Genomic DNA, 23,111 nt, shown 5'->3' with positions numbered 1-23,111 from the left:
GAATGATCGTGAAGAACCCTAGGTTGAATATTTGTCTGGTTTTTTTGGGAGCGGTGGCATTGTTAAATGTATCCGCTTCTTATGCCGAGCCGGAGCTGCCTGCCGGAGTTGACGAGCCAGGGTTACCTTCCGGAATGGAAGAGCCTGCAATGCCCGGTGGATTGGACAATTTAGATGGCTTTGATGAGCTCGGCAGAGAAGAACTGGGTGACTCAGATGGCTTTGACGATTTTGATAACACGGATGAGGATGCTTGGGCTTTCGATGAGTCTGATGCCAGTGAGCATCATGGCGTGAGTGGGTTTTGGGAGCTGCGTGCAGGGCATCGGTTGGAACGTGTTGACAATCAACGCACGGCTTCACTGGCTGAAACCCGTTTGGAGTTGAAGCAGGATTGGCAATGGCAGGGATGGTCGGCAAAAGTAACCGCAGATTTTCTTTACGACGATATTGAAGACAGCCATCACAACGATCTCGAAAGTGGATCGGGCTGGTTGGATTTACGCGAAAGCTGGGTCGAGTACCGGTTCTCGGGAGGCGTAGATGTCAAGGCAGGTCGCCAGATTTTGACCTGGGGGGTTGGCGACCTGCTTTTTATTAACGACCTTTTCCCTAAAGACTGGAATAGTTTTTTGGCCGGTCGGGATGAACAATATTTGAAGGCTCCCTCAGATGCTTTGCGCATTGGTTATTTCAGTGAGTTGTTCAATATCAATCTGATTTACAGCCCGAGGTTTGATGCTGATCGTTATATTGACGGTCGACGTTTGTCTTACTTTAGTCCTTTGTTTGGATCTGTTGTGGGGCAGAACGGTTTGCTGAACGTTGACAAGCCTGAACACTCCGGTAGCGACGACGAACTTGCTCTTCGCATCTATCGGCAGATAGCGGGTTACGAAGTTGCGCTGTACGGGTATCAGGGGTTCTGGAAAAGCCCGGGTGGATTTAACCCGTTAACGGGTGAGGCTATTTTTCCGGAATTGCAGGTTCTGGGAGCGAGCGCCAGGGGAGCATTGGGTATTGGCATTGCCAGTGTTGAGCTGGGTTTTTATAACTCCAAAGATGATAGCAAGGGTACTAACCCATTTATTAATAACGATGAATTTCGGTTTTTAGCAGGTTATGAATGGGAAGTCGCAAAGGACACCACCTTGGGCCTTCAATACTACCTTGAAGTGCTTGGTGATTATGATCGCTATCATGAGAGCCTACTGCCCGGGCAGCAGGCACGCGACCATTACCGTCAGCTAATCACCATGCGGGTTACCCGGTTAGCGATGAATCAGAACCTGACTCTCAGCTTGTTTCTCTTTTACTCCCCGACAGATGAAGACATGTATGCTAGGCCTAAAGTGAATTATAAAATCAACGATAACTGGGCAGCAGAAGTGGGAATGAATCTGTTTTCTGGCAAAAACGAGTATTCTTTTTTCGGGCAATTTGAAGATAACAGCAACCTTTACGGTAGCATTCGTTACAGTTTTTGATGCAAGCAATACGCACTTAACGGGTTGCTGGCGGGCCTTGCAGCGCAGTATCGTATTTGAAAATAAAATATATCTGGGAAGAGGTTAAAGATGGAGCCTGATTTTTGGCACGAACGATGGAAAACCAATGACATCGGTTTTCATGAAGGCGAAGCCAACTGGTTGCTGGTAAAGTATTTTGATCGTTTGGCGTTGCCGCAAGACGCGCGTATTTTTCTTCCTCTGTGTGGAAAAACCCGGGATATCGCCTGGCTGCTGGGCAAGGGGTATCGCGTTGTTGGGGTAGAACTGAGTCAAACCGCCGTTGAGCAATTATTTGCAGAACTGGGTGTAAAACCGATTGTTTCTCGATTAACTGAAATGGTTTTATACCGTTGGGAAAATCTGGAAGTTTTTGTGGGGGATTTTTTTCGCCTGACAAAACTCAAGCTGGGCGATGTCGATGCGGTGTTCGATCGCGCGGCGCTAGTGGCACTGCCCAAGTCTCTAAGAGACAGGTACACCGACCATATGATTGCTATCACCAGTGGAGCATCGCAGTTGCTGATCAGCTTTGATTATGATCAATCAATTATGGACGGGCCTCCTTTTTCGGTAACCGGGCAGGAAATAAAAGCACATTACCAAAATACCCATAACGTCATATTGCTGGAAGAAGCACCGGTCGAGGGCGGATTAAAAGGCAAGTGCGAAGCGTTAGAAAGCGCAAGATTGCTGCAGGCCTCTGTGCCGCAGTAGCTAAATCATGTGGTTTCAGTTCTGTAAGCCATATTCAAAAAGAGCAATCAGGTTGCCTGCGCCTCACCCTCTGCGGGCATCTATTGATTTCAAACTAAAAACCCGACCAAACTAGCTTTGCAGGTTTATCTTTTTACAGAGAAACTTAGCGGTTACGGGTTCCACTATTAGAGCTGGCGATCTTATACCCGCAAGTTGAAACGGATTGAGAAACCTCCGTCAGAGCATGTAAATCTCTACAAGAATTCAAAGGATTACTTATGGATTTCACCCTAACAGAAGAGCAGAAATTGATACTTTCAACGGTTCATGATTTTTCCGATGAAGTGCTATTACCTAAATATACACATTGGGACAGAAATGACGAGTTTCCCAAAGAAGCCTGGTTAAAAATGGGCGAGCTTGGCCTTTTTGGTATGCGGGTAACGGCTGAGAATGGTGGGCTCGACCTGGATTGCCTGACGGCTGGTATGGTGATGGAAGAGCTGGCCAGAGGCGATTTCAATTGCTGTTACGGAATACTTAATTCTGCACTTATTGGTGATGTCCTGGAGCGATACGCGGCCGAAAAAATCAAAAGTGAATGGCTACCTGCCATGTCCAAAGGCGAGAAAATATTAAGTATCTGTTTAACTGAGCCTCACTGCGGGTCTGATGCTGCAGCGATCAAAACTTCAGCAGTTAAGCGGGGTGACAGTTATGTATTGAACGGTGAAAAGTCGGCTATTACGTTGTTAATGGTCGCGGATGCAGCGGTTATCTTCGCCCGCACTGGCGGCCCCGGAGCAAAAGGTATCAGCGCTTTTTTTGTGCCATTGGATCTGCCGGGTATCAGCCGGTTTCCGTACTCTGATATGGGGGCCCGTGGCATTGTTCGCGGCTCTCTTTTCCTGGATGACGTAGTGATACCAGAAGAAAACCTCATAGGCCGGGAAGGAGCGGGATTCGTTCAGGTCATGCAGGGGTTTGATTACACTCGGGCACTGATTGGTCTGATGTGTGTTGGCGCTGCACAAAAAACGCTTGATGAAACCGTTGAGTATGTCAAAGAGCGAACTACCTTTGGTCAACCCCTATCGAAAAATCAGGGAGTTTCTTTCCCCATGGCCGATTGGGCGAGCAAACTGGAAATGGTGCGTTGCCTTTGCCATCGCACACTCTGGCTGAGAGATCAGGGGCTCCCTCACACCAAGGAAGCGGCGATGTGCAAGTTGCAAGGGCCGGATATGTCGGTAGAAGCGATCCACGGTTGTTTGATACTGCATGGACAGTACGGCTACACCAAGGACTTCCCTGTTGAACAACGGCTGAGAGACGTCATTGGACAACAGATTGCGGATGGCCCACCTCACGTTCAAAAAATCATTATCACCAGAGATATGTTTGGCCGCGAGTTTGTTTAGATCGCTTATTTTGCTTGCGGAACACCTTTCTCTTGGGCCGCGGCTTCCTGTGCCCGGCTAATGATATAAGCGCGTATGTCCTCTATTTGCTCTGGTGTAAAGTTCTCTTTAAAAGACACCATGCCGATTGAGGTCAGGGCGCCTTCATAGACAATAGCATGCCAGGCTTCTTTGCTGGCGATGGCATTGCTGTAACGAAGATCTTGAAGCAAGCCGCTGCCTGTTGCGCTGACGCCATGACAGAAAGAGCATACGGAATGATAGTATTGTCTGCCGCGAGTGACGGCGTCTTTACTGGCAAACTGTGCAGGTGGAGGCGCCTTGGTTGTTACGGATGGAGCCGTTTCCGGAAGCGCAGCTGTACCACCGAGCTTGAACGTTAATACTCTGCTCTTGTTGACTTGGGGGCGCTCGTTGTTGACTAACAGCTCTCCCAGGTTCATGGCCATGCTACCGCCATAGCCCACAACAATCGAGACATACTCAGTGCCGTCCACCGCGTACATGACGGGTGGTGCCTGAATGCCACTTTGAGCATCAAACGACCAGAGTTTTTCCCCCGTGGTAGCGTTATAGACGTTGAGGAAACCATCGCCATTTCCCTGAAACACCAGATTCCCTGCGCTGGTTAATACGCCGCCATTCCATGGGCCTAGGTGATTAACTTCCCAGGCCTTTTTTTGTTGTACCGGATTCCAGGCGGTTAAGCGACCTTTAAAGCTCTGCTTGATTTCGGCGACCGACTTTTTGTCTGTGGGAGGGATCGAGAGCTCGATATCAAGCCCGAAGTTCATTCCCACCGGTTGAGGTTTAAACGATGAAGCATTTTTGTAAATGCCGGGTATTTCCAGTGTCGGTATATAAACAAGAGCTGTGTTTGGGTTAAAAGCCATAGGCTGCCAGTTGTGGCCTCCAAACGCGCTGGGAATCGCCACCCAGGTATTACCTGTTTGGGAATAACGTGCTTCCGGTTTGATTAGCGGGCGTCCTGTTTGAGGGTCAATACCGGTAGCCCAGTTAACGTCGGTGTAAGGTTTTGCCGAGATGAACTTCCCATTGCTTCGATCAAGCACGTAAAAGAAGCCATTTTTGGGGGCTTGCATGATCACTTTGCGAACTTTGTTGTCGATAACCATGTCGGCCAGAATCATATGTTGGGTCGCGGTGTAATCCCATTCTTCACCAGGCACTTGTTGAAAGTGCCAAACATACTCGCCGGTATCAGGTTTTAACGCCAAAATAGAAGAGATAAAGAGGTTATCTCCGCCTTTAGGTGAACGAGCCGCCTGGCTCCAATAGGACCCGTTGCCCACACCGATATAGAGAAGGTCAAGCTCCGGATCATAAGCCATAGAATCCCAAACAGTGCCACCACCACGGCCCCCTTTTTCTGTCCACCAATCGCCTGTCCAGGTTTCTGTGGCGAGCTTTTCCATAATGGGATCTGATGCCTCGTTGTCTTTTTTACCCGGTTTTCCTGGAACAGTGTAAAAGCGCCAGACCTTTTCGCCGGTTTTCCAATCGTAGGCAGTCACGTAACCTCGAACGCCGAATTCTGCGCCACCGTTACCGATAATGACTTTCCCTTTGACTACGCGGGGAGCACCGGTAATGGTGTAGTTGAGCTTTTGATCGACAGTGATAACTGACCATATTTCCTGGCCGGTTTTGGCATCTATTGATATCAGTCGGCCATCAAATGCCCCCAGATACAAACGACCATTCCAGTAGGCAACGCCGCGATTGACAACGTCACAGCAGCCTTTAACGGCTGCAGCGCCGGGAACTTTGGGGTCAAATTGCCACAAAAATTCGCCAGTGACCGCGTTAAATGCCTGGACTTTGGACCAAGCGCTGGTGGTATAAAGTACGCCATCGACCACCAGTGGTGTGCCTTCTTGCCCGCGGGAGGTATCCAGATCATAGAACCAACTTAAACCGAGATTTTTAACGGTTTTTTCATTGATGCCCGAAAGCGGGCTAAACCGGGTTTCACTGTAATTTCTGCCATGACTTAACCAGTTGTGAGGCTCTGTGTCAGCGTGAATAATGCGCTGGCCTGTGTCGGGTTGATCGGCATCCGAAATATCCGCAGCTAAAGGCGAAGATAAGGCGCTAAAAGTAAAAACGGCGAGGAATAAGGCAATAGACAATCGAATGAGAAATGTTGGTTTTTTGTACTCGTTTTTAAAGAGCTTATTCACTATTTTGAACCCCTGATTAAAACCTGATTACATATTGACGAGACTTTGCTTGTGTGTCATTTCAAAAGCGTATGAATATTATATTTGTCAGCCTGAAATGAGTCGTTGTTGTTATGGTTATGCTCGTTGTTGTTCACACATAACCAGATAATTGGAGAGCAAAGCTACTATGTTGAGTCGCTTTGAGCAAATAAGATTTGGTCGGTTTTTCCTGCTGTCGAAAGCGGTTTGGTGGCGTTTAATTCGCTGTCATGCTTGTCAACGGGTGCTAGTATTGCCATTTAGTGGTATCTGGGCTGCAATAGCTAAAAGCTTGGTAAAAATAATAACGATATTTGGGGGGACGCTGGCAAATGCATTCAGCAACGAATAATAACTACGATAAATATCCCGTTGTCTGGTGGCCAACACCAGACGCCATTGCGTCCACAAATATGGCTCGATTCCTGACATATGCCGGGATTGCCGAAACAGGAGTGGAGGGCTACAACCGGTTACTTGAAAAATCCGGGGATAAACCTGAGTGGTTCTGGCAGCAGATAGTGTCTTTTTTCGACCTGAGATTCGAACAACCCTATACCAATATTCTCGATACCAGTGAGGGCGTCCCCTGGGCCAAGTGGTGTGTGGGTGGTACGGCTAATGTTGTTATCAACTGCCTCGACAAATATCGGAATACGCCAACCTGGACTAAACCCGCACTTGTCTGGGAAGGTGAGGATGGTCGCAAGTTGGAGTGGACTTATTCGCAACTTAACGCAGAGGTAAGCCGTCTGGCCGAAGGGCTGCGTTCGTTGGGCTTAGGTGTGGGCGACGTGGTCAGTCTCTATATGCCGATGATCCCTCAGGCTGCCGTGGCTCTGCTGGCTGCCGCCAAAATAGGGGCAATCATCCAGCCACTTTTTTCTGGTTTTGGTGCCGATTCGATTGTGGCTCGCCTGAGTGACAGCGGAGCCAAGGCAATGATTATTGCCGATGGCACTGTTCGTCGGGGCAAGACTGTCAATATGAAAGCAGTTGTCGACGAGGCATTGCAAAGTCTGCCAAATGTTCAAAGCGTAGTGGTGGTCAATAACTGCGATGTTGACGTTAACTGGCACAACGCCAGAGACAACTGGTGGTCGGCATTGTGCGCAGGGCGCGATGAGAATGCAGCTACAACCGTAGTTAACGCTGACGACCCCTGCATGTTGATACACACCTCAGGTACAGCAGGAAAGCCCAAAGGAACACTCTACAGTCATTGTGGTTTCAGTATGAAAATAGCCTGTGACTTTGGTTTGATGGCCGATTATCGGGCGACCGACAGGATGATGTGGATGTCAGATTTTGGCTGGCTGGTAGGCCCGGTTCTGGTGACGTCATCTCTGCTACTTGGTGGCACCATCGTGATGGCAGAGGGGGCTATTGATTACCCTGATGCTGGCCGTTTTTGGCGATTGATTCAGGATAATCAGGTAAGTTTACTGGGCATTGCGCCGACAATTGTGCGCTCATTTATCCATGCTGGTGGTGCAAACGTAGAGAGCTACGATTTGTCGTCGATCCGTGTTTCATTGTCTACCGGAGAGCCTTGGACAATGGTGGCATGGCAGTGGATGTTTGAAAAAGTCTGCAAGCAAAATGCACCTATTGTGAATATGTCTGGAGGTACTGAAATAGGGGGTTGTATTGTGGCCAATACGGTTATTCACCCTATGAAACCTTGTGCATTCAGTGGCCCGGTCTTGGGTATGGGAGCTGATGTGGTTGATGATAATGGTCACTCTGTTGGACCTGGAGGCGAAGGAGAGCTTGTTTTGCGACAGCCTTCTCCCGGGCTTACGCGAGGACTCTGGAAAGATCCCGAACGCTATATCGAAAGCTACTGGTCGAAATTCGAGGGTCTGTGGTGGCAAAGTGATCGTGCTGCAATTGATACAGACGGCTACTGGTATGTATTGGGGCGCTCGGACGACACATTAAAAATTGCTGGCAAGCGCACCAGTCCCGGTGAAATTGAAACGTTGGTAGTGGCCACAGGCAACGTGGTCGAAGCTGCTGCTGTCGGCGTTCCCGACCCTGTTAAGGGGCAAACAATACTGCTGGTATGCAAGCTGATGCCGGGTGTTGACGATTCCTCAGAATTGGAAACGCAAATAGCTGATGCAGTGGTCGCTGGGTTGGGCACGCCTTTTCGTCCTCTGGCTGTACTGTGTGTGCCGGACCTACCCAAAACCCGGAGCATGAAAGTGATGCGGCGACTGGTACGTGCAGCTTGCCTGGGGCAGGCACCGGGAGATTTGTCGGCGCTGGTCAACCCTGAAACGATGGAGCAGATAACCAAGGCTGTTGAGCTTAGGTGGCCGACAGGTCTAAATAAGGGTTGAGCTTCGACGAGTTTCGGGTTGGTTGTGTGTGGATCATCAATTCATTGTAGAGCGGGTTAAACAATAAACGGGGTAGCGGCGCCGTCCGCCGTGAGATTGCTGCCTGTTAACAATTGCCCATGGTTGGATGCTGCAAACGCTACCAGATTGGCAATCTCTTCGGGTTCTGCGAGGCGTTTCAGCGGAAGGTTTTGCACCAGCTGTGTGAGCGTATCTTCTTCGCTCATGCCAAGGCGTTTGGCTTCGGCAATCAAGCCTTCATTGACTCTTTCGGTGCGGGTTAATCCTGGATTGATGCCGATTACCCGCACGCCTTGTTCAGCGTAAGCGCTGGCAAGCCCTGTAGTAACGAGCATTAGCGCCGCATTGGCCGCACCGCCAGCGAGGTGGGTGGGAGCAGGGGTTTTACCGCCGGTGCCGATCACGTTAATTATGGCTCCCTGCTGGCGTTGCGCCATCAGTTTTATGAGCGGATCTATCACATTGATATAAGAAAAATACTTAGCATCCATTGCTGCGCGCCAGATCTCGGGGTTGAGTTCTTCCGGCACGGTACGGTTTGCAGCTCCGGCGCTGTTCACCAGAATATCGATATTGCCGAAGTTTTTCTCCACCTCTTTTATAACAGCTGCCGCTGCTGCCGGGTCGGTAAGATCTGCGGCGACAGTGTAAACCTCACCGAGTAATGCCTTTGCTGCCGCGAGCGTTGTGGCAGTACGCGCGACAATAGCAACCCGTGCGCCTTCAGCCTTGAACACCTTGGCGCAGGCCAGGCCAATTCCTTTGCTGCCGCCAGTTATCAACACGGTTTTGTTTTTCAGGTTGAGTTGCATATGGGGGGCTCTTTTTTTGATTGGTGGTTTTTCCCGGCTAATGGCTCTTTCCCGGTTGCTATAGTTAGCGCTGTTTTTTAGTACAAATACTGGTTAATTGTGCTGATCGCATGGTCAGCTTATGATAATGCTCTGGTTTTGCCAAGGTCTTCAATGTCATGCTGGCAAGCCGGGGCGCAGTAGCGGCAGATAAAAAGCCGGGGCCGAGATCTATACTTAATCATACAGGGGGAATTTACTGTGGGTGCAAATATTGTTATTGCCGGTGGTGGCCCGGTAGGTTTGATGAACGCGCTGTTACTTGCACGTGAAGGGCTGCAAATTACGGTTGTTGAAGCAGAGCCGGATGTTGTTTATTCCCCTCGGGCTATCGCTTATGCATGGCCACTTCTTGAGGCGCTGGACTCTCTGGATTTACTCGACGATATGGTAGCAGCCGGGCACACCACGGACGAACGTACCTGGCGTGTCTATCAAACCGGCGAGACATTGGTGTTGAATCACGATGCGGTCAAAGGTTTTACGCCGCACCCCTATAGTCTGACGCTTGGGCAGGATGGCCTGGCGCGGGTGTTGCTGGCACATTTGAGCCGATACCCGAATGTTGAGATTCTCTGGTCCACTAAAGTCGTTGGTGTTGCGCAAAAGGACTCACAGGTGTTGGTTGATTGCGAGGGGGAAGGCGGCTCGTTCCAGTTGGAAGCAGGGTGGCTGATAGCTGCTGACGGCGGGCGAAGCACTGTGCGCAAATCATTAGGTTTGAGCCTTGAAGGGTTTACGTGGCCCGAGCGGTTTATCGCTACCGACATCGCTTATGATCTTGGTGCTCACGGGTGGAGTTCCGGTTATTTGATTGACCCGGTTTATGGCGCCGTTCTTTATAAATTGACGACGGACGGGTTGTGGCGTGTGACCTATTCCGAATCAACCCGCTTGCCCGTTGAAACGGTTGAGCAGCGTATTCCCGAATTTATGAAAAATATCCTGCCGGATTCGCAGGATTATGAACTAAAACACTTTTCTCCTTACAGCATGCATCAGCGCACCGCCAGCACTTATCGGGTTGGACGCGTATTGCTAGCGGGTGATTCTGCTCACGTTACGAACCCAACCAGTGGCTTTGGTTTAATGGGTGGGTTGTACGACTCATTTCTGTTGAGCGAAACACTGGCCGCCGTGATCAAGGGCGGGGCGTCTGACCAGTTACTTGACGAGTATGCCGAGAAGCGTCGAGATGTGTATATCAACGTTACGGCGCCAGTTTCAACGGAAAGTATGCGAATCTGTTTTCGGTCCGACGACCCTGAAAGGCTTGCCTGGGATTTGAATTTACTCAGAGAAAAGCAGAAAAACCCCGAAAAAATGCGTGCTTTTCTGTCAGTTCCCGCTGCACTGGAAACGCCTTCGCTGATTACCGGGAAAACTCTTCGGGCAGATATGACCTAATTGTTACCCTTTGATTTAAGCGATGTGTATTTAAATGGCGTAGGGTTTTTATTCCTGCTTCGCTGTTATTCCCCTGAATTGATTTGTCTCAGATGGTTTCCGAGATTAGAGAGGATTCTCGATCACTGTTGTAGTAGCCTTGTTCAGGTTGAAAATGATTTATCCCTCACATTGACGAATAAAGATGAGACAGGGGTCAAGCTGATATGAAAGCCTGGTTGATTGCGATAGGTGTTTGTCTGTTAATTGGGTTGGGTATTTATACCCTGACACGCCCCGATCCCGTTGATGTGACACTCGTGCCGGTAGAGCGGGGAACAGTTGAAAAAACCGTCGCCAATACCCGGGCGGGTACCATTGAAGCCTGTAAGCGGTCCCGCTTGTCACTGCCAATTGGTGGGCAGATCGGCGAGCTACTGGTGGCAGAGGGTGATTATGTTTCCAAGGGGCAGCTGCTGGTAACACTGTGGAACCGGGATCGACGGGCGAGTGTTGCTGAAGCGACTGCTGCGGTGAATTCTGCTGTGAAAGAACGCGACAGTTTGTGTATTACAGCTCGCTCTGATCAGCGGGAAGCTCGCCGTCTGGAAAGCCTGTCTAAACAGAAACTGGTGTCTGAAGAGCTGGCGGATCTGGCCGAGTCGAAAGCGGAGTCCAGTGTTGCTCGTTGTGAGGCAGCCAAAGCTCGGGAAGAGCAGGCAAAAGCCGGTAGGGAAGTGGCGGTTGCTATTCTGGAGCAGACGGAGTTACGGGCACCTTTTGATGGCATTGTGGCAGAAGTCACTGGCAAAATAGGGGAATATGCCACCCCTTCTCCACCGGGTGTTCCTACCCCTCCGGTGATTGATCTTATCACTGATGACTGTCACTACATTTCTGCGCCTCTCGATGAAGTGGATGCAGCGGCAATTGAAGTAGGAATGCCTGTGAGAGTGACACTGGATGCATTTCGAGACCGTCCTTTCTCTGCCAGGGTGACACGTATTGCGCCTTATGTTCTGGATCTGGAAAAGCAGGCCAGAACAGTTGAAGTAGAAGCTGAATTTATTGCGCTAAGTGACGAAACACGAATGCTGGCGGGCTACAGTGCGGATATGGAGATCATTCTTGATAAGCATGAAAACACATTAAGAATCCCTTCTGAACTATTGATTGATAATGAGTTTGTTTTGGTTGTTGGTGAGAGCGATGTTCTTGAGAAGCGTTCTGTTGTCACAGGTATCACCAATTGGAAATATTCTGAAATCAAATCAGGTTTAAAACAGGGAGAACAGATAGTCAGTAATATCGGCTCGTCCGGCGTGATTGCAGGGGCGCCAGCCAATATCAAATCTGTGGATCACGACGCAGCTTCTTCAGGGGATTAGCAGTGGCGCTGATAGAGCTGCGGGGCATCAATAAAACCTATGAAATGGGTGGCGAACCATTACGCGCGTTGCGTGATATCGATCTTGATATTAACGAAGGTGAATACATTTCAATCATGGGGCCTTCTGGCTCAGGGAAATCCACGTTGTTGAATATGCTGGGTTTGTTGGACCGGCCAGACAGTGGCAGTTATCAGTTGGATAATCGTGCAACGGAAGGGCTTGACGAAGAAAAAAGAGCAGCATTGCGGCGTGACAATATCGGTTTTATCTTTCAGTCATTTCACTTGGTTAATCGGCTGACGGCATTGGAGAATATTGAGTTGCCAATGATGCTAGCGGGCCAGCCTCTGTCGCAACGGAAGCTGTCCGCAGAGACGGTACTTGAGCTGGTTGGCCTGAGTGATCGATCGGGACATCGTCCGGCTGAGTTGTCGGGTGGACAGCTACAGCGGGTGGCCATTGCCCGTGCCATCGTGATGAAACCCAAAATTCTGCTTGCCGATGAACCCACCGGTAATCTTGATCAGGCTTCTGGCAAGGAAATTGTCGATGTGCTGGAAACCTTGAATCAGGAGGGAATCACGCTGATCGTTGTCACCCATGACCTTGATTTGGGTAAGCGTGCAGCGCGGCGCATTCGAATGGTTGATGGAGCCATTGTTGAAGATGTCCGCAGCGGCGGAGTTCAGTCAGGGGATTCGGTTTAGAGTCAGGAGAGGAAAGTGCAGGAAGAGACAGATCTATGCAGCTGACCGATCAAATCTGGTTTAACGGACGGGTAATCTGGCGTCAAAAAGTACGCACGATTTTATTACTGCTGGCGGTCTCTATTGGTGTTGCTTCGGTGGTGATGCTGACCAGTCTTGGAGAGGGTGCGCGGCGGTATATCAATGATGAATTTTCCAGTCTGGGGAATCGATTACTAATAGTTTTTCCGGGTCGCAACGAAACGGTTGGCGGGCAGCCGCCAATCTATGGTACTTCTCCGCGAGACCTGACATTGGAAGATGCTTTGGCTATGGGGCGAGTTCCTTCCATCAATGCGGTAGCACCCATTCTGGCCGGTACAACTCCGGTATCACGGGAGAGCTTGTCCAGGGAGGTGGTTGTGCTCGGAACCACCGCCAGCTTTTTTCCGGTTCGTCAGGTCGATGTCGCCAAGGGAAATCCTCTTCCTGACAGGGCCGTGAAAGAGGCGTTATCTGTTGTGGTACTGGGAAGCGATTTGAAAAAAGAGCTGTTCGGTAATAACAACGCCATTGGGCAGTGGGTGAGAATTGCTGACCGGCGAGTGCGAGTCATTGGTGTGCTAGCTGATGAGGGTGAGTCGATGGGCGTCGACATGGCGGATATCGCCATAATTCCGGTGCCGCTGGCACAACAGTTATTTAATACGCAGGCGCTGTTCCGCGTGATTCTGGAATTGCAGGAAGGCGCCGATGAACAACTGGCCCGGCGGCGACTGGAGCAGGTCATCCGGAATCGACATGACGGCGAAGACGATATCACCATTGTCAGCCAGGACTCTGTATTGGCCGCCTTTAACAATATTCTTACCGCTCTAACCTTGGTGATTGCCGCTATTGCCGCTATTAGTCTCATTGTTGCCGGGATTTTGGTGATGAACATCAGTTTGATCTCGGTGCGACAGCGACGTCAGGAAATTGGTCTCTTGAAAGCTATTGGAGGCAGTGGTCGACAAATTCGCCAGTTGTTTCTGGGTGAATCACTGTTGCTGGTTTTTCTCGGTTCAATGGTTGGTGTTGTTTTTGCTTATGGAGCGGTTTATCTGGCGCGGTTCCTGTTGCCGGATTTTCCGCTGTTTCCTCCGTATTGGGCAGCGCCTGTGGCGACACTGACGGCTATGTTATCTGGGCTGATTTTTTGCTGGTTGCCTGCCAGAAAAGCTGCGCAGCTTGACCCTGTGCTGGCTATGAGGGGGTAATTCGGTGAGAGCAACGGATAGCATAAGCTGGGTTTTTCGGGCGTTGTGGACGCAGAAAATTCGTTCCGGTTTAACCGTGCTGGAATTTGCTATCGGTATTGCGGCAATGGTGTTACTCAGTTCACTGGGCGAAGGTCTCAGGTTGTTCGTGTTAAAGGAATTCACCCAGTTCGGCAGCCATATTATCGCCATTACGCCGGGTAAAACGGAAACTTTTGGTATTAGTGGCATTCTCAGCACCACACGACCGATCAGCTTGCAGGATGCCCGGTCGCTGGCGCGGTTGCCGGGAGTGGAAAAGGTGGTGCCAATCGTGGCCGGGACTTCGCAGATAAAAGCGGTAAACCGTAGTCGATATGCCAACGTGATCGGCGTGGGGGCCGATGCAGATGAAGCTTGGCGGCTTACGGTGACAAGTGGCACCTTTCTTCCTGAAGAGGATTTTGTCAGAGCAAGAGCGTTTGCCGTGCTGGGTAGCGAACTGAAAGAGGAGTTATTTGGTGTTTCTCCTGCGGTGGGTAACTATGTTCATGTGGGCAGTAATCGATTCCGGGTTGTTGGCGTGATGGCACCGAAAGGTGAATTTTTAGGGAATGATCTGGATGATATGGTCTATATTCCCGCAGCCAAAGCACTACAGATGTTTAATCGCAACAGTCTGATGGAAGTGGACATTTACTATTCAGCGGGTGCATCAACAGAAGAGGTTGTCAGTCGCGTTAAAGCGTTATTAATCCGTCGCCACGGGTTTGAGGACTTTACCTTGATTACTCAGGATCAAATGCTGGAGACAATGGATAATATCCTGCGAATTCTGAAATTTGCCGGCATTGGTTTGGGGGCGATCTCACTGTTGGTGGGTGGTGTGGGAATCACCACTATACTGATGATTACGGTTACGGAGCGTGTCAGCGAGGTAGGTTTGTTGCGGGCTCTGGGTGGCACACGACAACAGGTACGCAATTTGTTTCTGGGCGAAGCTATTGCGCTTGGCTTGATTGGTGGCGCTTGCGGGGTCTTGTCTATTGGTGTGTTTCTTATTGTTGTAAAGTTTGCGATTCCCGGTTTGCCTTTGTCTTTGGAGTGGGAGATTGTTTTAGCGGCATTGGTTCTTTCCATGGTGATTGGACTGATAGCCGGTTTAAAGCCGGCGTTGAATGCGACCCGGCTGAGTCCTATCGATGCCTTAAGAGCAGAGTGATTTTAAGCGATGGAAGCGAGAGAACTATTCTGTCAGGCTGACGTTTTTCGTTGCTCTACTTTTTCTCTTCAGCAGTGACAAAATAAACCCGGCAAAAACCAATAATTGCCCAACAACATGGAACCACTGAAGGTCTTCACCCAGCCAGGCAATACTGATGATCGCGGTAAAGACTGGAAGCAGATAGGTGGAGATCGCAGCGATGTTTGCTCCGAGCTGCTTGACCGCGTGGTTATAAAACAGAAAAGATAACAGCGATGGGAAAATACTAATATAGAGTAAAGCCCATAGGCCCTGCCGACTGAACGTGATGTCATTTTGTTGGAGCAGTTCCCAGCCGGCGAGCGGAATTGTCATTAAAAAACCCAAGACAACAGTTGAATAGAGAAACACCAGTGGTGGCACTGATAAGTTACCTTTCGCCAACAGAGCGGTGTAGATAGACCAACTGATCACGGCCAGCAACATATAACTGTCGCCCAGGTTGACCTGCAAGCTTAATAATCTGCCCAGCTGTCCGTGTGTGATTAACATCAATACACCGACAATACCGAAAACAAAGCCAAATATCTGCAAGCGGTGGGGCGTGATGCCAACAATTCCCCAGACAAACAGAAATGTGATAACCGGTGTGAGGCTGGAAACCATTGCGATGTTGATGCCCGAGGTCGTATGCGCAGCGGCGTAGAGGAGCGAGTTGTATGCCGTTACGCCAAGAAAGGAGAAAATCAGCAGAGGAATGAAACCTTGTCTAATGGCTGTTAAATGTTGGCGCGTTTGTTGAAATGCAAATGGCGTTAACAGTATAAGGGCGACAAACCAGCGGGCTGCATTGAGCAGCAATGGCGGTACGTCGCCGGCGAGAATCTTTGAGACATAAATATTGCCACTCCAGAACAAGTTGGTCAGCAGCAGTCCGATTACTGCCAGCAGATTGGCAGAGATGAAAATTCCGTATGGCAGTCTGATACCCTCGGGGGTTTTGTGAGTGAGGTTCTCCTCTGGTGACATTATTTTGATATTCCAGATTTTTGTTCAGGTAACGGTAAAGCAGGATGATAACCTGCGAGAGCTAATGCTGTCTGGAAAAATGGTTGTATCAAAGAGCGTTTGGCAGTTTATGCTTGCGCGAGTTGGAGACTGTCCCGTATAGTTGCCGCTTGCGAAAATTAATCACACGGCAACGGTAACAACTTAAAATATATGAACAGCATTTTTTCTGTCAAGGCAATTGTAGCCAAGCGCAACCCTGCACTGCGCTGGTTAGCGCTGTGTGCGGCAGAAAAATAAGCAGATAGATTAACTTTTTTTCAAAGGCCGCAGACACACCATCTGCGGCCTTTCTTGTTCTGGGCCCCGGATATGAATCTCGGCAGGTATTCAGGGAGAATACAATGGCAGCGCAACTGATCTATTTATTGGTCGTTTTGATCTGGGCTACAACGCCTCTGGCTATCAAGTTGGGAGGAGAGTCTTTCTCGCCAATGGCGGGGTTAACTCTGCGTATAGGGTTGGCATTTATTGTTGGTAGCGCTATCTGCACCATAGGTGGTTATGCAACACTGAATATCAGAAAACATGGCAAGCTTTATTTTGCCGCCGCGGTCAGCTTGTTTCCCAATATGGCGTTGGTTTATGTTGCTGCGGAGCACATATCTTCCGGGTTAATAGCATTGATGTTTGGGTTGTCGCCTTTTTCTTCGGCACTGTTGTCGGGTTTGATATTGGGGGAGTCTGCGCTGCAACCGAGAAAATTACTGGCGATCTTTTTGGCGTCAATCGGGTTGCTGCTGATACTGTTTGAAGGTGGCGGCGTAGAATCGAGCAGCGCTTATGGTATTGGTTTGATGCTGGCCTCGAACTTTCTGTTTGCGGGAAGTGCACTGTGGGTAAAGAGGCTGAACAGAACCTTAGCCGTTGCACCTGTGGAGCAGGCTCTGGGGTCCATGGTATTCGCACTGCCAGGGTTATTAATTAGCTGGTTTTTTATCTTTGGATTTGAGGTTGCAGAAGTGAGTACGGTTTCACTGGTGTCTCTCATTTATCTGGGGCTAGTTGGTTCTTTAGGTGGGCTTGTGGCGTATTACTACATATTGAATCAGTTTTCAGCGGAAGCGGTTTCGCTTGTTCCATTGGTGACGCCGATTTTGGCTATGCTGTTGGGAGTGTTGATTGCTGATGAAACCATCTCGTTGGCAATGATGTCCGGTGCCGCATTAATACTTGTCGCTCTGGTTATTCATCAACGGCTATGGCGCGTTTTTGTTTCGAAAGAGTAAAGTAAATTTTTAACAACAGGCCCTTCTCAATAGAAGGCGTGTCTAAAACAGTTACTAACTAATTACGGCCGCGTCCGGAGCTGTTCTAGCCGAGGCGCCATGATAGCCATACAAGGGAAAGTACATGATTGTTATTTATGGAATAAGGGAATATTTGAATCCGGTAAAACCAGTGCTTTCAAACATTATTCATAACTGCATGATGTCGGTTCTGGGAATGCCTGCTGACAAGCGGGCTCAACGGTTTATTCCTATGGATAAAGAGGATTTTTATTATCCTGGGGGGAGAAGTGATGCCTACACCGTCATTGAGATCAACATGATGGAAGGGCGACAGGTTGAAACGAAAAAGAGGCTGATTAAACGCCTGTTTCTGGAAATTGAGAACCAGCTATCCATTTTGCCAATAGATCTGGAAATTATTATCAAGGAACAGCCCGCACATTGCTGGGGGTTTCGCGGTCTGACGGGTGATGAGGCGAATGACCTCAATTACAAGGTGAATGTCTAGCCTGTGTAGCGTTTAATGCCTTTTCTTGCGTATAGGTTCAGGCGCCAATTCGGGCTTCTATACTCTGTTTACACTCTATTAGTGCCGCGCAGATATTTTCTTTTCGATTGGGCAAGCGTGATACGGGCAACACAACCCCGATGGCAAATGTCCCCAGATATGTGCTGATCGGTGTTGCGAAAGAGCACACACCTAGCAGCTGTTCTTCGCAATCGTGAGCAATACTGGTCTGTTGCACGATTTCCAGTTCAGTCATCAGAGCGGATATGCCGAGGGTGTTGGCCGTTTCTCGGGAGAGTGGCGTGGGAAGTAACATCTGTACTTTTTTGGCGTCCATAGTGGACAGTAGGGCTTTCCCTGGTGCTGTTGTGTGCATCGGTGCGTCAGCACCAACAGGGAAGACGATACGCAAAGCCTGTTCAGCAATCACTCTGTCGATACTGTAGACCCTGTTGCCAGTAATACCACTCAAGTAACTGGATTCCTGGAACTGCTCGCACAATCTTTCAAGGTATGGGCGCGCTATGGTGATGATATCGACCTGCGTCTGGTACAGCAGCCTTCCGATTGCTGGGCCTAGTCGAAACCCGCCACCCGGCCCGATAGGTTCGACAAAAAACTCATCTTGCAGTGCATTAACAATACGTTGAACGGTTGAGCGGGGTAGATTAACCGCCTCGGCAATGGCAGCCAGGCTCAGTCCTTGAGGGTGCTTGCTCAATGTGCGCATGATATCAGCGGAGCGGGCAATGACCTGTATACCTTGTTTGCTGTCTGCATTTGAGCAAGAGTTTGGCGCCATTTTATTGATCTCTCATTATTTGTCTCTAACGTGTAAAGGTTGATGGGTGAAAATCCGAGAATTTGGTTGCATAAATTGGCTGGGGGACTATGATTGAACCGTATTGTAATACACTGTATCGAAAAATTACGCCTGTCTCAATTCCCGATGACTGCTTTACCCTTAGGAGGTTCCTCCCGTGTATTTAAGGTTTTCGATCATAAAAGTCGTTGCGGTGACAACTCTGCTTGCTCTAATAGCGGGCTGTGGCCAAGAACAGTCAACAGCCCCGCAGATGCCACCGCCTGCGGTGGGCGTTGTTGTTGCTCAACCAACCACATTGAATCTGACAACCGACTTGCCAGGTAGAACGGTTGCCTATCGTCTGGCTGAAGTCCGCCCACAGGTAAATGGCATTATCAAGAAGCGCTTATTTGAAGAAGGCAGTTATGTTGAAGAAGGGCAGCTGTTGTATCAGATTGATGACGCAAAATATAAGGCGGAGTATCAGCGCACTCAGGCGACACTAAACAATGCGGAACGATTAGCCAAACGCTACAAAGAGCTTAAGAAAACCAATGCGGTTAGTCAGCAGCAATATGATGATGCAATGGCGGCGCTTGACCTGGCTCAGGCTGAAGCTGAAATAGCCAAAATTGACCTGGATTATACCAGGATAGTGGCTCCCATTTCGGGCAAAATCGGCCGTTCTTCGGCCAGTGAAGGGGCTCTGGTAACCGATGGCCAGAACCTTTCTATGGCAACAATTCAGCAGGTTGATCCAATCTATGTCGATATCAATCAGCCAGTTAAACAGCTTTATAGGCTTCGTGAACAAATGGAGTCGGGTCAATTGACTGTTTCGGAGGATGAGCACGCGAAGGTGAGGCTTTTATTGGAAAGTGGTCAGGTTTTCGAACACCCCGGGATGCTCAAGTTCTCTGAGGTGAGTGTAAATGAAGGGACGGGGTCTGTGGCTTTACGTGCAGTTTTTCCAAACCCGGAGGGTAAGTTGTTACCGGGAATGTTTGTGAAAACCCGGTTGAACTCGGGTCAGCGTGACAATGTGTATTTGGTGCCGCAGCAGGGTGTTCAGCGTGACCTTCAGGGCAACCCCATTGCCTGGGTGGTGAATGACAGTGATCAGGTCGAGATAAAAACACTGACCGCCGAGCAGTCAGTCGGCAACCAGTGGTTGGTGACGTCGGGGCTGGTGAATGGTGACCGGGTGGTAACAGAGGGCTTGTTTATGTTGCGCCCAGGTGTGCCTGTTACGGTGACGCCTGCATCCAATGTTGCTCCCGATACCGACCTTACTGATGGCAATGAAAAAGCCCAAGAGTCTGATGTGCAGACGACTGCCGATACGGATAAGAGTTGAGTAACTGACAGATGTCCAGCTTTTTTATAGATCGCCCCATCTTTGCCTGGGTCATTGCTATTGTCATTATGCTGACCGGTGTGCTGTCTATTTCCAGGCTGCCGGTTACGCATTATCCCGATATTGCACCGCCCGCTGTTTCTATTAATGTCACCTATCCTGGTGCTTCTGCGCAGACTGTTCAGGACACAGTGGTTCAGGTTATTGAGCAGCAGATGAATGGTCTTGATGGGTTGCGTTATATGACGTCGACCAGTGAAGCCGATGGCAGTATGTCGATTATTGTTACCTTCAATCAGGGCATAGACCCTAATATTGCTCAGGTTCAGGTACAGAATAAGCTTCAGCTGGCCACGCCACTATTACCGGAAGAAGTGCGTCGGGAAGGCGTCCGGGTAGCCAAGTATCAGCGTAACTTTATGTTGGTCATCGGCTTTGTGGACGAAAGTGGCCGCATGGATAATTTTGATCTGGGTAATTACATTGCCTCTAATCTGCGTGACCCCATATCACGTGTTCCCGGTGTGGGGGACTTTATTCAATTCGGTTCGCCTTACGCCATGCGGATATGGCTGGATCCGGACAAGCTCTACAGTTATCAGCTAATTCCCAGCGATATTTCTGCGGCAATCAAAGCACAGAATATTCAGGTCTCCGCCGGTCAGTTAGGCGGCTTGCCCGCACGTCAGGGAGTACAGCTCAACGCTACGGTAACCAGTAAAACGCGGCTTCAGTCCGTTGAAGAGTTCGAAAACATTTTATTGAAGGTCAATGCGGATGGCTCTCAGGTGCGGCTGCGCGATGTTGCCGAGATAGCGCTTGGTGCAGAGAACTTTTCTCTGGTGGGGAAATTTAATGGCATTCCCGCTTCCGGATTGGCCTTAAGGCTTGCCAGCGGTGAAAACGTTTTGGAAACCGCGGCACGAGTAAAGCAGCTCATGGGAGAGCTGGAGGCGTATTTCCCCGAGGGTGTGAAGGCGGTTTATCCCTTGGAAGCAGCCCCGGTCGTGAAAGCATCTATCATGTCGGTTATCGAAACATTGATTGAGGCTTTCGTACTGGTATTTTTGGTGATGTATCTGTTTTTACAGAATTTCCGCGCCACGTTGATACCGGCACTTGCCGTTCCTATTGTGATGTTGGGCACCTTTACTGTGCTGTTATCGTTGGGATACAACATCAATGTTCTGACGATGTACGCCATGGTGCTGGCTATTGGCTTGCTGGTGGATGACGCCATCGTGGTGGTGGAAAATGTTGAGCGAGTAATAGAAGAGGAAAACCTTTCGGTAAAAGAAGCTACCCGAAAATCCATGAGTCAGATACAAAGTGCGCTGGTGGGTATTGGGTTGGTGTTGTCTGCCGTGTTTATCCCGATGGCATTTTTTGGTGGGTCCGCCGGAGTTATCTATCGTCAGTTCTCGATTACCATTGTGACTGCGATGGTGCTCTCTGTGTTGGTAGCGCTGATTTTTACTCCCGCATTATGTGTGACGTTACTGCGTTTGAAAGATACGGATCACAAGCATAAAAAAGGTTTTTTTGGCTGGTTTAACCGGTTCTTTGATAAAAGTACCCGTGGTTATGAAAATGCGGTATCGAGAGTACTAAAACAGCGCAAACGCTATCTGGCGGTATTCATGGCGATAGTGGTTGCACTGGGCGTGTTGTTTGCACGCCTGCCCACAGCTTTTCTTGCCGATGAGGACCAAGGCATGATGTTTGTATTGGCGCAGCTACCCTCGAATGCGACTGCCGAGCGAACACAAGTGGTAATGGATTCCATTGAGGATTATTTGCTCGAAGAAGAGGGTGGTCTGGTAAAAGCCGTGTTTACTGTAACGGGGTTCAGTTTCTCCGGGCGGGGCCAGAATATGGGGATGGCGTTTGTTCACCTGAAGCATTGGGAAGAGAGAGAGGGTGAAGTTACTGATATCTTCAGTTTGGCTGGGCGCGCTTACGGCAGATTTTCTGCCATCAAGGATGCCTTCGTTGTGCCGGTTGTACCTGCGGCAATACCGGAGCTCGGCAGTGCGATGGGCTTCGACCTTTTCCTTCAGGATCGCGCGGGGCTTGGCCATGAGGTACTCAATGCCGCCAAAGATCAATTTCTTCATGCTGCACGTAGCGATAGCCGATTAACACAGGTATTGCATTCGGGCGTTGATGATGCGCCTCAATACGAAGTGATTATCGACGAAGAAAAGGCCCGGGTTTACAACCTGCAGCTTAATGACATTTACGATACGCTATCTGCTGCCTGGGGGTCACGCTATGTTAATGATTTTATCGATCGCGGAAGGGTAAAGCGCGTTTATGTTCAGGGAGATATTGACGCCCGTATTTCGCCGGAAGATTTTGATAAGTGGTCTGTACGGAATAGCAAGGGCGAAATGGTGCCTTTCAGTGCGTTTAGCCATGGCGAGTGGCGTTATGGTCCCACCAAGCTGGTGCGCTACAACGGTATCCCGGCAATGGAGATTCTGGGGGCACCCTCTGACGGATATAGTACCGGGGATGCCATGAAAGCTCTGGCGGAGCATGCCAGCCAGCTGCCCAATGGTATTGGGATGGCGTATAGCGCTATTTCGCTGGATGAAATTGAATCGGGTTCGCAGGTGTATATTCTTTATGCATTATCGCTGCTAGTGGTTTTCCTTTGTCTGGCGGCGCTGTATGAAAGTTGGTCCATTCCCTTTTCTGTGATGCTGGTTGTACCCTTGGGTTTGGTGGGTGCTGTGATAGCAACTTTATTGCGAGGCCTGAGTAATGACATTTTTTTCCAGGTCGGATTATTAACCACCGTCGGTCTATCGGCCAAAAATGCCATTCTGATTGTCGAGTTTGCTCGCACGCTCTATGAGCAGGGACATACCGTTGTTGATGCCACTATTCGGGCTGCACGGCTTAGAATCCGGCCTATTATTATGACATCGTTAGCCTTCACTTTTGGCGTATTGCCCATGGCGTTATCCTCCGGTGCCGGTCAGGGTAGCCAGCATGCTATTGGCACAGGCGTAGTAGGTGGAATGATTTCGGCAACGGTGCTGGCGATCTTCTTCATTCCGCTGTTTTATGTTGTAGTGGTTGGTGTTTCCGAGAGGCTCACAGGCGCCGCGCATAATAAAAGGCCCGATCAACGGTTGGGAGAGCACTGATAGCC

At 49.6% G+C, this 23,111-nt stretch carries 17 protein-coding genes; 13 read left to right on the top strand and 4 right to left on the bottom strand.

Going from position 1 to position 23,111, the window contains the following annotated elements; all coding sequences use genetic code 11:
* The first annotated feature begins 2 nt into the window (after nucleotides 1-2).
* The 3 genes from H7A02_08120 (at nucleotide 3) to H7A02_08110 (ending at nucleotide 3,628) form a co-directional block, all read left to right on the top strand.
* Nucleotides 3-1,487 (top strand): hypothetical protein, encoded by a 1,485-nt coding sequence (locus tag H7A02_08120; protein MCP5172213.1) that lies wholly within the window; start codon nucleotides 3-5, stop codon nucleotides 1,485-1,487.
* A gap of 90 nt (nucleotides 1,488-1,577) precedes the next feature.
* Nucleotides 1,578-2,225 (top strand): thiopurine S-methyltransferase, encoded by a 648-nt coding sequence (gene tmpT, locus H7A02_08115; protein MCP5172212.1) that lies wholly within the window; start codon nucleotides 1,578-1,580, stop codon nucleotides 2,223-2,225.
* Between the two features lie 260 nt (nucleotides 2,226-2,485).
* Nucleotides 2,486-3,628: an acyl-CoA dehydrogenase family protein gene (locus H7A02_08110; protein ID MCP5172211.1), complete on the top strand. Its 1,143-nt coding sequence runs from the start codon at nucleotides 2,486-2,488 to the stop codon at nucleotides 3,626-3,628.
* A gap of 5 nt (nucleotides 3,629-3,633) precedes the next feature.
* Here H7A02_08110 and H7A02_08105 read toward each other — a convergent pair whose 3' ends face one another.
* Nucleotides 3,634-5,787: a PQQ-dependent dehydrogenase, methanol/ethanol family gene (locus tag H7A02_08105; GenBank protein MCP5172210.1), complete on the bottom strand. Its 2,154-nt coding sequence runs from the start codon at nucleotides 5,785-5,787 to the stop codon at nucleotides 3,634-3,636.
* A gap of 398 nt (nucleotides 5,788-6,185) precedes the next feature.
* On the opposite strand from H7A02_08105, the gene H7A02_08100 reads away from it, so the two are divergent.
* On the top strand, nucleotides 6,186-8,201 hold the full coding sequence (locus tag H7A02_08100; protein ID MCP5172209.1) for an AMP-binding protein: 2,016 nt from the start codon (nucleotides 6,186-6,188) through the stop codon (nucleotides 8,199-8,201).
* Between the two features lie 56 nt (nucleotides 8,202-8,257).
* Here the strand turns inward: H7A02_08100 and H7A02_08095 are convergent, their stop codons facing one another.
* Nucleotides 8,258-9,034 (bottom strand): SDR family NAD(P)-dependent oxidoreductase, encoded by a 777-nt coding sequence (locus tag H7A02_08095; protein MCP5172208.1) that lies wholly within the window; start codon nucleotides 9,032-9,034, stop codon nucleotides 8,258-8,260.
* 240 nt (nucleotides 9,035-9,274) lie between these two features.
* Between H7A02_08095 and H7A02_08090 the strand changes: the two genes are divergently transcribed.
* The 5 genes from H7A02_08090 (at nucleotide 9,275) to H7A02_08070 (ending at nucleotide 14,996) form a co-directional block, all read left to right on the top strand.
* Nucleotides 9,275-10,480: an FAD-dependent monooxygenase gene (locus tag H7A02_08090; GenBank protein MCP5172207.1), complete on the top strand. Its 1,206-nt coding sequence runs from the start codon at nucleotides 9,275-9,277 to the stop codon at nucleotides 10,478-10,480.
* 206 nt (nucleotides 10,481-10,686) lie between these two features.
* Nucleotides 10,687-11,847: an efflux RND transporter periplasmic adaptor subunit gene (locus H7A02_08085; protein MCP5172206.1), complete on the top strand. Its 1,161-nt coding sequence runs from the start codon at nucleotides 10,687-10,689 to the stop codon at nucleotides 11,845-11,847.
* Between the two features lie 8 nt (nucleotides 11,848-11,855).
* Nucleotides 11,856-12,557, top strand: coding sequence for an ABC transporter ATP-binding protein (locus tag H7A02_08080; protein MCP5172205.1), 702 nt, complete (start codon nucleotides 11,856-11,858; stop codon nucleotides 12,555-12,557).
* Nucleotides 12,558-12,592: 35 nt separating this feature from the next.
* On the top strand, nucleotides 12,593-13,795 hold the full coding sequence (locus H7A02_08075; GenBank protein MCP5172204.1) for an ABC transporter permease: 1,203 nt from the start codon (nucleotides 12,593-12,595) through the stop codon (nucleotides 13,793-13,795).
* Nucleotides 13,796-13,799: 4 nt separating this feature from the next.
* On the top strand, nucleotides 13,800-14,996 hold the full coding sequence (locus H7A02_08070) for an ABC transporter permease (GenBank protein ID MCP5172203.1): 1,197 nt from the start codon (nucleotides 13,800-13,802) through the stop codon (nucleotides 14,994-14,996).
* Between the two features lie 24 nt (nucleotides 14,997-15,020).
* Here the strand turns inward: H7A02_08070 and H7A02_08065 are convergent, their stop codons facing one another.
* On the bottom strand, nucleotides 15,021-16,007 hold the full coding sequence (locus H7A02_08065) for a DMT family transporter (protein ID MCP5172202.1): 987 nt from the start codon (nucleotides 16,005-16,007) through the stop codon (nucleotides 15,021-15,023).
* 383 nt (nucleotides 16,008-16,390) lie between these two features.
* Between H7A02_08065 and H7A02_08060 the strand changes: the two genes are divergently transcribed.
* Nucleotides 16,391-17,275 (top strand): DMT family transporter, encoded by an 885-nt coding sequence (locus H7A02_08060; GenBank protein MCP5172201.1) that lies wholly within the window; start codon nucleotides 16,391-16,393, stop codon nucleotides 17,273-17,275.
* Between the two features lie 124 nt (nucleotides 17,276-17,399).
* The gene (locus H7A02_08055) at nucleotides 17,400-17,786 is read left to right on the top strand and encodes a tautomerase family protein (GenBank protein ID MCP5172200.1); all 387 of its coding nucleotides are present in this window, start codon (nucleotides 17,400-17,402) and stop codon (nucleotides 17,784-17,786) included.
* A 37-nt stretch (nucleotides 17,787-17,823) separates the two neighbouring features.
* On the opposite strand, the gene H7A02_08050 is transcribed toward H7A02_08055, so the two are convergent.
* Nucleotides 17,824-18,588 (bottom strand): IclR family transcriptional regulator, encoded by a 765-nt coding sequence (locus H7A02_08050; GenBank protein MCP5172199.1) that lies wholly within the window; start codon nucleotides 18,586-18,588, stop codon nucleotides 17,824-17,826.
* Nucleotides 18,589-18,862: 274 nt separating this feature from the next.
* On the opposite strand from H7A02_08050, the gene H7A02_08045 reads away from it, so the two are divergent.
* Both H7A02_08045 and H7A02_08040 read left to right on the top strand, forming a co-directional pair.
* The gene (locus H7A02_08045; protein MCP5172198.1) at nucleotides 18,863-19,948 is read left to right on the top strand and encodes an efflux RND transporter periplasmic adaptor subunit; all 1,086 of its coding nucleotides are present in this window, start codon (nucleotides 18,863-18,865) and stop codon (nucleotides 19,946-19,948) included.
* 11 nt (nucleotides 19,949-19,959) lie between these two features.
* Nucleotides 19,960-23,106, top strand: a complete 3,147-nt coding sequence (locus H7A02_08040; protein MCP5172197.1) for an efflux RND transporter permease subunit — start codon at nucleotides 19,960-19,962, stop codon at nucleotides 23,104-23,106.
* Nucleotides 23,107-23,111 lie beyond the last annotated feature (5 nt).

Source organism: Pseudomonadales bacterium (assembly GCA_024234435.1).
Classification (GTDB): Bacteria; Pseudomonadota; Gammaproteobacteria; order Pseudomonadales; family Porticoccaceae; genus JACKOF01.
The sequence above is the reverse complement of the archived record's forward strand: the minus strand, read 5'-3'. Positions and strand labels throughout refer to the sequence as shown.